Origin of the sequence: Tolypothrix tenuis PCC 7101, from assembly GCF_963874875.1 — a bacterium.
In the GTDB taxonomy this organism is placed as follows: domain Bacteria; phylum Cyanobacteriota; class Cyanobacteriia; order Cyanobacteriales; family Nostocaceae; genus Aulosira; species Aulosira tenue.
In genome coordinates this window covers 4122842-4137474 of record NZ_CAWNJS010000001.1, presented here as the reverse complement: position 1 = coordinate 4137474, position 14633 = coordinate 4122842, and the positions used below count along the sequence as shown (strand labels likewise).

General features: G+C 43.4%; 10 protein-coding genes. 5 read left to right on the top strand and 5 right to left on the bottom strand.

Translation table 11 applies throughout. The annotated features are described in order from the left end of the window. Positions 1-115: 115 nt before the first annotated feature. Complete coding sequence (locus AACU25_RS16880; RefSeq protein WP_096577498.1) at positions 116-772, bottom strand: Uma2 family endonuclease; 657 nt, start codon at positions 770-772, stop codon at positions 116-118. An 80-nt stretch (positions 773-852) separates the two neighbouring features. Further along, positions 853-1722, bottom strand: a complete 870-nt coding sequence (locus AACU25_RS16875; RefSeq protein WP_096577496.1) for an isocitrate lyase/PEP mutase family protein — start codon at positions 1720-1722, stop codon at positions 853-855. Positions 1723-2131: 409 nt separating this feature from the next. Between AACU25_RS16875 and AACU25_RS16870 the strand changes: the two genes are divergently transcribed. Beyond that, on the top strand, positions 2132-2506 hold the full coding sequence (locus AACU25_RS16870; protein WP_096577494.1) for a group I truncated hemoglobin: 375 nt from the start codon (positions 2132-2134) through the stop codon (positions 2504-2506). 229 nt (positions 2507-2735) lie between these two features. Here AACU25_RS16870 and AACU25_RS16865 read toward each other — a convergent pair whose 3' ends face one another. Together AACU25_RS16865 and AACU25_RS16860 are read right to left on the bottom strand one after the other, a co-directional pair. Beyond that, positions 2736-8132, bottom strand: a complete 5397-nt coding sequence (locus AACU25_RS16865) for a trifunctional serine/threonine-protein kinase/ATP-binding protein/sensor histidine kinase (protein WP_096577492.1) — start codon at positions 8130-8132, stop codon at positions 2736-2738. 560 nt (positions 8133-8692) lie between these two features. Then, positions 8693-9307 (bottom strand): Uma2 family endonuclease, encoded by a 615-nt coding sequence (locus AACU25_RS16860; protein ID WP_096577490.1) that lies wholly within the window; start codon positions 9305-9307, stop codon positions 8693-8695. Between the two features lie 329 nt (positions 9308-9636). Between AACU25_RS16860 and AACU25_RS16855 the strand changes: the two genes are divergently transcribed. After that, positions 9637-11754, top strand: coding sequence for an ATP-binding protein (locus AACU25_RS16855; RefSeq protein WP_096577488.1), 2118 nt, complete (start codon positions 9637-9639; stop codon positions 11752-11754). 10 nt (positions 11755-11764) lie between these two features. Beyond that, positions 11765-12139: a response regulator gene (locus AACU25_RS16850; RefSeq protein ID WP_096577486.1), complete on the top strand. Its 375-nt coding sequence runs from the start codon at positions 11765-11767 to the stop codon at positions 12137-12139. Here the strand turns inward: AACU25_RS16850 and AACU25_RS16845 are convergent. Next, entirely contained in the window at positions 12117-12731 is a 615-nt protein-coding gene (locus AACU25_RS16845) for a globin family protein (RefSeq protein WP_096577484.1), read from the bottom strand. The two genes, AACU25_RS16850 and AACU25_RS16845, sit on opposite strands and share 23 nt — an antisense overlap. A 358-nt stretch (positions 12732-13089) precedes the next feature. Here AACU25_RS16845 and AACU25_RS16840 point away from each other — a divergent pair, with 358 nt between their 5' ends. Further along, positions 13090-13887 (top strand): DUF1838 family protein, encoded by a 798-nt coding sequence (locus AACU25_RS16840; RefSeq protein WP_096577482.1) that lies wholly within the window; start codon positions 13090-13092, stop codon positions 13885-13887. Between the two features lie 52 nt (positions 13888-13939). After that, complete coding sequence (locus AACU25_RS16835) at positions 13940-14599, top strand: HEAT repeat domain-containing protein (protein WP_096577480.1); 660 nt, start codon at positions 13940-13942, stop codon at positions 14597-14599. The last annotated feature ends 34 nt before the right edge of the window (positions 14600-14633 follow it).

The following is a 14633-nucleotide window of genomic DNA, read 5'->3' as shown; positions in this document are numbered from 1 at the left end:
ATTGCAACATTTAAGGCTTGCCACGCCAGTAGGGTGTGTTATGCCGTAGGCTAACGCACCTTGAGCCGTTGATAATGCGTTGGTGCGTTGCGCTACGCGACAACACACCCTACATTTATTCTTTTTGCATAGCATCTTTGCAAGCATTTCTTACCCAATCCCGAAACTCTCGCATTCTGGCATTTTCTCCCTTTTGTGAGTCTAATTGCATAAACCTTGTGAGTTCTTTGATGGGAAATGTGCCGAAAGCTAAACTAGTATTTGATTCTATGTAACCCGTATTAGTGAGAATATTTATAATTAATTTCCCTGCTTCATATCGCCAAACTTCAGGAACTTTTAATTCAGCATAAATTGCCATTTTATCAATCGAAGGATTGGTTATATCAATTTCAATTGCTAAATCCGGTGGTGGGTCATTCTCTAAATTAATATTTAATTTATTCCGAATTTTTATTTCATTTTGGATATAAAAACATTCATCAGCTTCTTTGCCCACAGATTTTGGTTGTGAACGCCAGGTAGTAGATTTTAAACCTCTAATTTCCATCCCTAACTCTTCAGTTAGCACTGTAATTAACCGACCCAAAGTCCAGGCATAGGTTTCATGTTCTGGTAGTGGTGTCATCAATTCCAATGTTCCCTGATAATAATTCATTCGCAGCTTGGGATATTCAGCAAATGCATCTAAAAGCTTCTCGTAGGTTTGCCAACTGACATCATAAAGAACAAGACGAGAACCTTCAATAGGTGCTGCTAGAGCTTGAGTCATAATTGCTGATGTAGCATTCGTTATGTCTATATTATCGCTGGGAGTTTTGATTTCAATTAGAGGTTCGCAATCCTGCTGGTTTATTTTTCCGCCGCAAATCTTTTTTCCGTTTGCAGAAATTCAGGAACACCCATCAGTTCTTGAAAATCTTTAAAAGTTACCAAGTCTGGTAAATTGGCAGTGGTTCCTTGTGTTTTTAAATGCTGGAAACAAGCATTCATGACATGAGTAACAGCCATCAGTGCGGTGAGAGGGAAAAAGACAATTTTGAAGCCTAATTGCTGTAACTGTGCAGTCGAAATTTCTGGAGTTTTACCACCTTCAACGATATTAGCTACCAGTGGGACATCAGGAAAAGCAGAGGCGATCGCTTTTAATTCTTCAACTGACTGGGGGGCTTCTACAAATAGTACATCAGCACCAGCAGCAATGTAAGCACGACCACGAGCGATCGCAGCTTCTAAACCCAGTGGTGCGCGCGCATCGGTACGGGCAATAATTACTAAACCACTATCACCACGCGCTTCTACAGCAGCTCTAATTTTCCCAGCGTGTTCTTCTAAGGATACTACTCGCTTACCTTCAAAATGACCGCACTTTTTCGGCCATTCCTGATCCTCTAGCAACACGCCAGCTAAACCCAACTGTACAGCATCCTTGATAGTACGCATCACATTCAAGGCGTTACCGTAGCCAGTATCTAAATCAGCTATGAGGGGTACAGTAATTGACTGAGCAATCCTCCCGACACTATAAAGCATTTCCGTAGCGGTGAGAAAACCATAGTCGGGTAAACCCAGTGTGGAAGCAGCAATACCAAAGCCACTAGTAGCCACTACTTCAAAACCAGACTGTTGAGCTAGTTTAGCACCAAGACAGTCGTAAACCCCAGGAATAACAATAATTTCAGGACGCGCTAATAACTCTCGCAGTTTTTGTGCAGCAGACATACAGCAGTTTATGGGTGCAAAATACTCCTATTTGAGGATACAGCGAATGTTCACCTTCATAAACTTTTCATAGGATTTCGGCTAGGAGACAGTTATGTATAGTAAATCAGTACGTTTTTATTTTAATAAAGAAATTTCCTGCTAGAGATTTGGAGATTAGCTAATATCAAATCTCAGAAAATAGTTTTTTGTCATCTTTATATATCATCAAATATTGTGATGATTTTAAATCATTAGCGGTAGTTAATTAATTTTTGTGATTTATTAAAGTGTGTTTTTTGTGATAATTTTAATCTTGAAAGTATAAATTAGTTCATGGAAAAAAGCAGATTCGCTGCGGGGAATCATGCAATTGTGCCTTTTCCTGATCTAGTTCGACGTTATATGCGGACATAATGGAGCTGCAATTATGACGACATTATTTGAAAAACTTGGTGGTGCTGCTGCTGTTAACTTAGCAGTTGACAAATTCTATGAACGAGTTATGCAGGACGATCGCATCAAGCACTTTTTTGCTGATGTGGATATGGTGAAGCAAAGGGAACACCAGAAAGATTTTCTGACTTATGCTTTTGGCGGAACTGATAAATATAACGGTCGCTATATGCGCGAAGCTCATAAAGAGTTGGTAGAAAAACAAGGCTTAAGCAACGAACACTTTGATGCAGTAGCAGAAGATTTGATGGAAACCTTAAAGGAGATGGGGGTAGCTGAGGATTTACTTGCAGAAGTTGCTGCGGTAGCTGCTGCACCCCAACATAGAAAAGAAGTTTTAAATCAATAAGAGTAATTGTCAAATGTCTCAGAATCAACAATTTGGTTATGAGGCATTATTTTCAAGTGCGATCGCTCGCACTTGATAAATTGATGCATCTGATACTCAAAATGATGTTGAATCAGCGCTGAACCCAAAATCTCAAATTTTCACCGTTAGGAAACAAGCCTCAGTTCACGTAGGATGCGTTAGCGATCGCGTAACGCATCCGCGCCCAGGCTCAAATCCAAAATTTGCATTAACCCCGAACCGGGAGGGAGATGAAAAACTCAGAACCTTTTCCCAATTGGGACTCGACTTCCAGCCGACCACCATGTTTCTCAATGGCAATCTGACGGGCGATCGCTAAACCTAAACCCGTACCTTTACCAACCTCTTTAGTGGTAAATAAATGGTCAAAAATCTTAGATTTGACTGAATCATTCATGCCTTTACCGTTGTCAATAATGCGAATTTCCACCGTATTTTGTGCCGATAATAATGTAGTTTGAATTGTAATTTCTTGAGGATGAGTTTCTAACTCTTTTAAGGTTGTTTGCTGTGCCATTTCATCGAACATATCAATTGCATTGGCCAGAATGTTCATAAATACTTGGTTAAGCTGACCGGGGAAGCAATCAATTTCCGGGATATTACCGTAGTTGCGGATCACTTTAATGGCAGGGCGATGTTCATTCGCTTTCAGTCGATACTTGAGAATCAACAGCGTACTATCTAACCCTTCGTGGATGTTGGCTCTAACTTTGTGTTCCGTATCAGCACGAGAAAAAGTACGTAAGCTAGTGCTGATGATTTTGATGCGATCGGTCGCGCCTTTCATTGAGTCAATTAACTTTGGTAAGTCTTCCAATACAAAATCTAGGTCAATCTCTTGGGCTAATTCGGCTACCGATTCGATAGGCGGTTGGTGCTGCTGATAGGTATTTAAATACTCACACAGGTCTTTGACATAATCTTTGGCATTGCTAATACTGCCGTTGAGGAAGCCGACTGGGTTATTAATTTCGTGAGCAACCCCTGCTACCAAGTTACCCAAAGTCGCCATTTTTTCGTTTTGCACAATCTGTAGTTGAGATTCTTCTAGTTGTTGAGCATAAGCTTGGGCTTGCTGATAGAGACGAGCATTTTCTAGGGAAATCGCAGCTTGGGCACAAAGCAGATTCAGTACTTCAACGCGTTCGCGTGTAAAAGCTCCGGTTGCCAACTTATTTTCTAGATAGACTATGCCCAACAACTTGCCTTGTCGCAGAATGGGACTGCACAGCAGACTCTTGGGCTGCCAGTTTTGGATATAGGCATCACCGATAAATAGGGAATCTTGCGTGGCGTTGGTAATCACAGCAGCCTGCAAGCTGCGTTTGACTTTTGTTACCAGACTGATGGGCACTATACCACTATCAACAAGCGACTGTGCTGGATGCAGAATCTCCGTTTCGATTTGGTGTGATTCTGTAAGTGTGGATCTAGCCTGAACCGTGAGATTTTGCCCCTCACTCAACATCAAAGTGCATTGGGTAGCACCTGAAGTTTGCATGACTGTTAGCAAGAGAGTACCAATTAACTGCTCAAGCTCAATTTCACTAGAAAGAGTTTGAGAAGCTTTGAGGATGGCAAATAGATCCAGGGAATCAGAAAGACTGGTGGAGGAAGTACTAGTTGAGGTGACAGTTGCAGTGGTGAATAAGGTTTCATCAATAGAGAGTGGTGTCTGCGCTTTTTGGAGGATGGGAGCCAGCAGTTGCGGATAGCGAGTTTCCAAGTCGGCGAGTTTGGCTTTCGCTCCCCAGCGCACATAGCTATAGTAGGCTTCAATCATGTAAGCTTGGGCGATCCGCTCTTTCTGCCAATCCAGATAGAATTTAGCTGCTAGTTCATTGGCAAGGGCTGCTTCTTGAGGGTAGCCATTGGCCTTGGCTCCTGCGATCGCTAGGTCATAAAATTCTATAGCTTCCGTTTTGCGATCGAGAACGCGATGTTGTTCCGCTTCAACTAAATAATATTTGTGCAAGTAATTCATGGGAGCGTAATCTGCCCATTCTTTTAACTTGGCTTGATTTTCTAGCATTCGCTGCCATCGCGGTTCCGACTCCGTCATTGATTCAGGTGGAGTGGCAAGCACAGTTAGAGAATCATAGAAATATAACAGCGGTTCAACAATATTTCCCATTCCCCCAGCTAAATATTGGCGGGTTTGAGCCGCATCATGTTCGGCTTTGACAAAGTCTTGCAGCCAGTAATTCAAGGTGAAGCGATACAGGTAAAAGTAACAGAGTCGGTAAAAATCAACTTTAGCCTCAGCCAGGACTTGTTCTTCATAAGCATCATGGCGTAAGGGAATTTCTGCCTCTGACTGACCCAAGAGAATTTGCGCCGCTTGCCAATAAGCCAAAATACAGTTTGCTGCTGTGAATTGGTTGAGGTCGCACAACTGTTGGTAATAGGCACGAATTTGGGGTTCGAGTTCAGCGAGTGGTTGACCGCACCAATAGGCATTCAAGCAGTACAACTGGGCATCGTAGCCCAGAAATTCTAGATTGCCAGTTTCTAATGCGGCTTGATAGCCTTCCAACAGAATAGGCAGCGTTTCTTGCAGATGAGTTGTCCAATGACCAACATATCCCCCCATTAACAAAGCTGTTGCAGGTCGGATATTTTTGGCATCTGGCTCTGAGGCAAGTTGGTATCCTAATTGCCCAAACTGAGGCACCTTGCTCATGTCTCCCCACAGAATTCTCAGTTGGAAGGCGTAACCTGCATAGCAATAAGCTGAAACCGGACTATTGCCAAATTGAATCGATAATTTGACCTGTAACGCAACTATGAGGAAATAGAGCTTGGAGCCTGTCATATAACAGACAGGTGTGAGCCGAGCCGCATTTTGCATAATCGCGAGCTGCTGGGCATCGGTCATTGGCGGCAGATCAATAAATGATTCAATAGCGCGATCGCCAATTAAGGCATCAATTTCCTGTTTCAGTAGCCGAATATCCTCTAGGGTGGGTTCATCTGGCAGATTCACGCCCAACATTTGAAAGACCGATTGACCGATGGCGATCGCTTCTAAAAATTGATTGCGGGCGACTAATGCCTGAATTCTGACTTGGTAGACTTGCACCTGTTCTAGAGGTGTTTTTCCCCGCTCAATTACCTCTGCAATCCACCGATCCATCTGCTCAAAATCGCCAATCAAGAAAGCAACCTCGGCAGCTAAGTTATGCAGAGCTAGGGTCATTTCGTACTGCTGTTGCCATGCTTCTCCTCCCAGCAGTTGCAGTCCTACGGAGGCATATTCACGGGCAGCTTGATATGCTGTTGCGGCTCTAGCTTTGCGGCAAGCTGTGAGGTTGAGTTGGGCGAGTTCGTCTTTTTCCTGCTGTTTTCTCAGAAGCGTGGTGCCGTAATTTAACTGATTGACGATTTCAAAAATGCGTTCTTCTCTAGCCGCTGGGGAAACTTGTCGCAGCAACAGTTGTCCAATCTGGTAATGAGTGGTTTGTTTTTGCTCGTCAGGAATGAGGGAATAAGCAGCTTGCTGAACGCGATCATGGAGAAAGCGATAAGAGCAGTTAAACGATAATGGCTGCTGGACTTCTGCCACCTGCAGTTCTGATGGCTGATAGAACTTATAGACATCGCTGATGGGCAAAATTACCCCTTCTTGCAAAGCTTTCCAGAGGTCGATCGCAGTATCTTCGGGCGATCGCTGATTGACTATCGCTAGGGTAGCTAAATCGAACTGAGCGCCAATGCAAGCCGCCAGTTTTAAAGCTGTTTGGGTGGCAACAGGTAATTTTTGTAACTGCAGGGCCATGAACTCGACAACATCATCTGTGAGTGCGAGTAACTTCACTGTTGCTAGGTCACACTGCCAATGTCCGGTGTGGGAGTCAAAAGAAATATAGCCGTCCTCTTGCAGTGCTTTGAGAAATTGGGTGAGGAAGAAGGGATTACCCTTGGTTTTTTGATAGAGCAATTCTGTTAGCGGTTGAGCTAGTTCCAGAGAACAACTGAGTGTATCTGCCGTTAACTGATTGACATCGACTTGGCTCAGGGGTTTCAGAGTGAGGGTATGGATTAAAGTTTCCGCTTTTTTGACCTCGTCAAGCATCAGCATCAAGGGGTGAGTCGGGAAGACTTCGTTATCCCGATAGGCTCCGATAACGAACAGATAACCTCGCTCACGTTCGGTCAGCAGTAGCTTCAGCAAGTCCAAAGAAGCCGAATCAGCCCACTGCAAATCATCCAGGAAAATCACCAGTGGATGCTCTCTTGTGGTGAACACCGTGATGAATTTCTGAAATAGCAGATTGAAACGGTTCTGAGCAGCGCTACCGGAGAGTTCTGGTACGGGGGGTTGTAAACCAATGACCTGTTCGAGTTCCGGAATCACCTCGACCAGCACTTGGCCATTGTCACCCACTGCCGCTAAAATCTTTGCTTTCCAATCTTGCAACTGTGCGTCATCACTACTTAATAGTTGACCCATCAAATCGCGGAAGGCTTGAACAAAGGCGCTAAAGGGCAGATTGCGATTGAATTGGTCGTATTTACCTTTGATGAAATAGCCATGCCAACGCACAATCGGTTTATGGACTTCATTGACCACGGCTGTTTTACCAATACCAGAAAAACCTGCCACTAGCATCAGTTCCGAGGCTCCGTTAGCAACGCGTCCAAAAGCGTCGAGCAAGGTTTGCACTTCTGGTTCTCGTCCGTAGAGTTTTTCGGGAATCAAAAAGCGATCGCTAATATCCCATTCGCCTAACTCAAACCAAGCGAGTTTGCCCGCAATAAGATACTCTTCTTGGCATCGCAGCAGATCGTGCTTTAGTCCAAGAGCGCTTTGATAGCGGTCTTCCGCATTCTTGGACATCAGTTTGTGAATGATTTCACTGAGCATGATCGGCAAATCGGAGTTGAAATCGCAGATAGAGAGGGGTTGCTTTGCTAGATGAGCATGAACCATTTCCATTGGCTCGTCTACTGGGAATGGTAACTTTCCCGTCAGCAGTTCAAAAAAGGTAATTCCCAAGGAATAGAAATCACTGCGATAGTCAATCCCCCGGTTCATTCGCCCAGTTTGTTCTGGTGAGATATAAGCTAGAGTGCCTTCTAGAACATTGGGATTTTGAATCTCTCTAGTTTCGCGGGGTAATAGCGAGGCAATGCTAAAGTCAATCAGCTTAATCTGCCCCGTTGCTGGTTGAATCAGAATATTAGCTGGTTTAATGTCTTTGTGAATAATCCGTTGCTGATAGAGCTGGTGGAGGACATCCACAATTTGCAGAGCAATCGGCCAGAATTGTTCAACAGTCAGAGGGGAAGCCTGGATGTAATGACGTAGAGAGATACCCCCGATATCTTCCATCACCAAAGCATAGCCATTAGCAGAGGGTTCTAGACTAATTGGTTGAACAATACCTGGGATGTCAATATTTTTAGCGATCGCATACTGATTGCGAAACTGCACTAATTCGCTGAAGCTAGGATAATCGTGTCTTAGTGTCTTAATCACCACCGGACTTTGCTGCAATCCTTGCACTCCTCGATAGACAGCCGTCCTAGAACCTAGATACAATTGCTCAACCAAGGTATAACCAGAAACTTTAGGAAATTGCTCTGCTAGAGAAGTCATAGTTTAGGAAGAGTGTTTTGACTTCAACTAGGATTCCCTTCAGTTTTAGTGGGGTAACAGATAACCCAATAGCATAAATACTTAGATGATGGGGAAACTTCTATATAATCTTTTCTTAACCCTAAAATATCAGGCATTACAGCTACTCATGCCTGAACATAAATAAGTATTAAAACAAGTTTAGATTTGTAAAGTTGATGCGTTACTCGTAAACAAATCTAATATTTACCATTCAAATTTGTATGAATTTACTGCACTAAAACCCTAATTGTTAGATTATCTGTAAAAACTGAGGAAATTATGAGGATGTATGCGGTATTTTCTATAAAAATTGTAGATTGCATAATTTATAATCTATACATTCACTCACAACCGGAATATTAAAGCTATTTGTAGTCCTGTTCATAAGAATTGATACATAGCAACGGCAATTTTACCCTCTCAGTGTCAGTCCAGTAGGATGCGTTAGGGATAGCGTAACGCATCAGCGCCAAAGCTCTTCGTGCTTTACTAACGTTAATGCCCCGCCCCTTGTGAGCTGTCTTTTAACTCAACACTTTTCATCTACCAGCCCTCAAAACCTGTTCAGCCGTTAGTTTTAAATTGGGGAAGGTTAGAGAAACGATAGTCTGATGGCCTCGAAACTGCTGAATTTCATACTCCCCATCGACTAGCGTACAGATAGACAGGGTAGGTTGTTTGGGTTTCCCAATGTGTCGAGTACCACCACTACCTGCGTAGTCTGCAATCCAATATTCGGGAATTCCTAAAACCGCGTAGTCTTCAACCTTACGGGCATAATCATTTTGCCAATTGCTACTTACAACTTCTGCCACAAATTTAATCGAACTACCCAGTGTCAGAATCGATTGGTCAGACCAAAGCGGTTCTTTAGTAAGTTCGTCTCTATCGACCACTGCAACATCAGGTCTAAATGCAGTCATTCCAATATTAGAAGGGCGCAATAGTCCTCGCTGAAGGACAAACCAAGGTAAGCCTGTTGCATCAATCTGCACACAGATTTTTGCGGTAATGAAAGCTGCAACCTCTGTTGGTTCCAAGTCAAACACCTCTCCATCGATCAGTTCATAGCGGTTATCGCCACCATAAAAGGCAATAAACTCATCAAAGCTAAGTGGCTTCTGTTGTATTGGTTGGTTGATCGCAGTGGTCATAGGTCAACTTAGCGCAATCATTGCCTTCAGTCTACCAAATCGAATCTTTCAGCAACCCACAGTTTCGCTAACCCAATCTGGTGCATCGCTCAATTATTTTTAGTAACCAACACCTTTTTAATGGAACTACTCAGCGTCAGGAGTACTTAAATGCGTCGGTAAAACTGCTGTAGCCAATTCCAGGATGGACTGGAATGTAGTGCGATCGCATCGTCGTTTTTTTGCTTGCTGTATACAAAGTGTTAACTTTTCCAAAAATAAATTAATCAAATTTGAACTTGAGATAAGTTCAGTAAAAAATGGAAATGTCCCTTTACGTACAGATGTAGGTGTCTAAAAGTTCCTCGAAGCAGCTAAAGCAATCCGGCGCGAAGAAATCTAAACATCAACGACGAACTCAAAAGCGCTTGATTAAAACTTTATTTCAGAACGCCCATGATGCGATCGCTCTAATTGACGATCGCTTATGTTTCGTAGATATGAATATTGCTGCTTGTGATTTACTTGGGCTACCACGTCAGCAACTCAAAGGGCAAGCTTTATCTAATTTCGTTACTGCGGAATTTACTCGTCAACCCAAGTCTGTGGGTTTTCCACCAGAAAAATTATTGATGGGGGAGCTGTTAGTTGTATCTGCTGCTCAAACCCAGCGAGAGATGGAATATACCTTAACACCTAATGTCCTTCCTCGCTGTCATCTGCTGTTATTACGAGATATTAGTCAACGCCGGGAATCAATGCAGGCGGAATTAAGACAGCAACAGCAGCGAGTGGAACTATTTTCGGAAGTGACGCTAAAAATTCGCCAGTCGTTGCAGCTCAAGGAAATTCTGCATACCACTGTTACAGAAGTGCAGCGGATTCTCCAAGCGGATCGCGTGCTAATTTATCACGTATTACCGGATGGTACAGGCAAAACCATCAGCGAATCAGTGTTACCAGATTATCCCACACTGATGGATCTGGAATTTCCCCAAGAAGTTTTTCCCCAAGAGTATCAACAACTATATGCCCAAGGAAGGGTAAGAGCGATCGCTGATGTACATGATCCAGCAGCGGGTTTAGCAGATTGTTTGGTGGAATTTGTTGATCAATTCCATATCAAAGCCAAATTAATTGTACCGATTGTGCAAAACCTCAATGCCAACTCCCAGAATCAGCTTTGGGGTTTGTTAATCGCGCATCAATGTGACAGCGTGCGCCAATGGGTAGATTTTGAGTTGGAATTGATGCAGCAATTAGCGGATCAAATCAGTATTGCTTTATCTCAAGCCCAATTATTAGAAAGATTAGAAGAGGTTGTAGCAGCGCGCACCGCCGAATTGCAAGAGGAAATTAATGTGCGGATGCAGGCGGAAGCAGCACTGCGACAGAGTGAAGAACAATTGCGATTGATTACCAATGCCTTGCCAGTACTGATTGCTTATGTAGACGATCAACAGCAATATCGTTTTAATAATCAAGCATATCAAGATTGGCTGGGACAATCTCCTCAAGAAATTTATGGTTCCCATCTGCGTCAGGTTTGGGGAGAAGATTGCTACCAAAGAATGGAAGTTTATGTAACAACAGCTTTATCTGGGCAAGCGGTCAACTATGAAAATGATATTGTTTTAAAAGATGGGAGTTGGCGAGCGGTTGATGTGACTTACATCCCGGATTTGGATAACGAAAACATGGTTAAGGGATTTTTCGCGCTGAGTAGCGATATTAGCGATCGCAAAGCTATTGAACGGATGAAAGATGAATTCATTTCTATCATTAGTCACGAACTGCGGACTCCCCTAACTTCCTTGCACAGTGCCTTGAAAATTTTAGCTACAGGGCGATTGGGTACTCTCTCGGCTGAAGGACAACAAATGCTAGGAATTGCTGATGACAGTACTGAACGGTTAGTGCGTTTAGTCAACAACGTCCTCGATTTACAGCGAATTGAGTCTGGCAAAGTCATTATGGAGTGCCAAGCCTGTAATGCTGCTAGTTTGATGATCCAAGCTGCAGAGGCTATGCAAGCAATGGCACAGCAGCAAGAAGTAACTCTAGTCAGACAACCACAAGATATTTCTGTGTGGGCAGATGCCGATTATATCTTGCAAGCCTTGACAAATCTACTTAGTAATGCAATTAAGTTTTCATCGCCTGGGGGGACTGTTTGGCTAACAGTAGAACAAGAACAAGGCTCCTCAAAAAACCCCAAAGAAGTGGTGTTTCGGGTGCGAGATGAAGGGCAAGGCATTCCTGCTGACCAACTCGAACGGATCTTTGAAAGGTTTCAACAAGTAGATTCTTCAGATTCCCGCAAAAAAGGTGGTACTGGTTTAGGGCTGACTATCTGTCGCAAAATAATTGAACAACACAACGGCAGAATTTGGGCTGAGAGTACTCCAGGGTGTGGAAGCACTTTTGCATTCACATTACCTACCCTTGAGTACGCCAATATCCAATGAGGGGGGAGCTATGCAGACCAAGCGGATTTTAATTATTGATGACGAAGAAACCATCCAAACTGTTGTGCAATTTGGCATCAGAATGGCTGCTGGATGGGAAGTTTTCACTGCTAGTTCTGGCTTTGAAGGCATCCAAACTGCCCAAACCGCAAAACCAGATGTGATTTTGCTGGATGTGATGATGCCAGACATGGATGGTATTGCTACCTTTAAAGAACTCCAGTCTCATTCGGAAACCGAACAAATTCCAGTGATTTTGTTGACTGCTAAAGCCCAAACAGCAGAAAAGCGCCAATTTAATGATTTGGGAGTTAGTGGTGTCATTACCAAACCCTTTAACTCCCTGGATCTACCGGAGCAAATTAGTCGAATTCTCCATTGGTAGCCGAAATTCCTGAGCGAAATTGCTTTAATTGCTCAATCAAATGCTCAAAATAAGGAGCAACAATTGCTTGCTGTTTCGGTTCCACTCGCTTTAAACTGGCAGTTTTAATGCCTTCTAGCCCGACAACCATTGCATCTAAAGGTACTTGCAATTCTTGATACAAAAGTTGCATATAGTGTAAGCCGTCAGAGCTTGTATAGTCGGTATGCTGACCAGCAATACCATAAGTAATACAGCGTAAGAAGTGCCAAAAATCACGCCAACAAGCATCGGCTCTGATTGCTGGATAGAGCCCGCCACCAGGTTGGGTAATGTTGGGGAATGTAGCTAATACCTGGCTTCTGGCTTCATCGACAATTTCAGAGACGCGATCGCGTAACTTCTGACTTACGGGAATGAGTGCTGTATTTGCCGATCCAAGTTGTTGAATCTGCTGCAAATCTTCATCAGTAAGATAACATCCTTGATCGTCAGCTGCCTGGAATAGCTGAATAGCCTCGGCTGAATGGGTATTTTGCCAAGTAGCAAAACTGACAATTCTGGCTTTTTTAATCAGTTCTCGAACTTTTTCAGTCAATTGTGCCTGAGTCACGTCGCTTCGCTCCTAATTCAAAATTCAATAGAACTTACGCAAGTGTCACATCTTTTTTCGTTTAGGCTGTCAAGAGTCAAGAGTCAAAAACAGACCTGAATTTTTGACCCTTGACCGTTGACTCTTAAACCAGAAGATTGGTGTACCAGTTGCGTAAGTCCTGTTCAAAATTCATTATCCTCATAACGAAGTTGAGGGCTTCTATCCTTTTGGTTTTCGGGGATTTTCAAAAGTATTAATTGATTGGAAAGAACTTGCCTTTTTTTAAACTTCTAGCAGGGCTATGGCAAATAGCCTCATAAGTAAGCTATTAGTAAAACTTTAGCGGTAACTTGTTGCGAAACTCAACAGGCAAAGTATGAACAATTCCGAAGACTACACAGTTAATAACCTAGATTTCTATAGAAATAATCATGGTCAGCAGCTTTATTATCGCTGGGAGGGAGAAGTCTTTTGGCAAGAAACAAGTAAGCATCAACGGGAGAAATTATTCTCGATTATTGGGATGAATGCAACCAAAGTGTTCATTCGTCCCGATCCTGAGTTTGGCCAGGTGGGTTATCGGATCAATCGAGAGTTAGGTCTATTTTGCGATCCGCATACCCAAGAAATTCTGCATACATGGCAACCTGATTCGACTCGTCCGGCTGTGGCGATAGTCCATATTGCCAATCGCATAGTCCAGGGGGCTGTGCGACCGAAAACGACGGTAATTCCCCAAGGACAAGATTATGTTACTTCTGTTGTAGAAATTCCCCTCACTTATCCTCATCCATTAGCAGCAGATCCCCAATATCGAGATTATTGTCCTGGTGAAACCTTTAATGGCACAGAATACTTCACCAGCCACATTGCCCGACCAGGGGTGAAGAATCTACCTCCCGCTACCTGGGCAAGAGATTGTCCTTGGTTACCTTGGATGAAACTAGGTTATGCTCATCCAGCTCGCTTACGATTTGAGACCACAACAACTCGGGTTGAATCCTTTGAGCAACTGCATCCCAACCTGATTAAACTGATTCGCGCACAAGTGCCAATATATGAATTTACTCCTGACCAGAGTAACGAAGCAAACATGACCAGTACACTGTACTTTAAGCAGCATTTTGACGCTTATCTCAAAGGAGAACGCTTTCCCATTCCCGAATGGGTTTGAGAACGGTTTGAGACTTTGCTTATACCAATTCAAAATTCAAAATTAAGATTCTATGGATCTCAGTCAAATCGAAACCAATCTGCAAAACCCTGATTTTCAATACCGCCTCAAGGCAATCTCTGCCCTACAAGATTATCCGGCCGATGTTGCTGTTCCTTTACTCAACCGCCATGTGCAAGATCCAGAGTTTTTGGTACGAACCTTTGTTGCTAGGGAGTTGGGTAAGCAAAAAACCTCAGAATCCTTTGCTGCCCTGTTGCAAATTATGAAGTTTGATAACACCCCCAATGTCCGCGCCGAAGCGTCTAATTCTCTATCCTTATTTGGACAAATTTCTGCCTCTCATCTAGTGCAGACGTTTTTACGAGACGATCACTGGTTGGTACGTCGCAGTATTTTGGCAGCCTTAGTAGAAATGGATTGCCCAGAAGAAGTTCTAGAAGTGTGTATGCTAGGTCTAGAAAGTGACGATGCCGCAGTTCAAGAAGCATCTATAGATGGGCTAGGGTGGTTAGCGAATTCTCGTCAGTCTGAAGCCGCTTTGTCTCAACTCCTAAACCTGAAAAACGCTGAGTATGAATATATCCGGGTACGAGTTGCCTATGCCCTCAAGCATTTTAATACTCCTGAAGCCAAGCAAGCGCTGGCACAACTGCGACAAGATGCTGATCACCGGGTGGTAGGGGCGGCAATGGAAAATCTCATCTCTTGACATTTGTTTAGTATATCTACACAGAGGAAAGTCA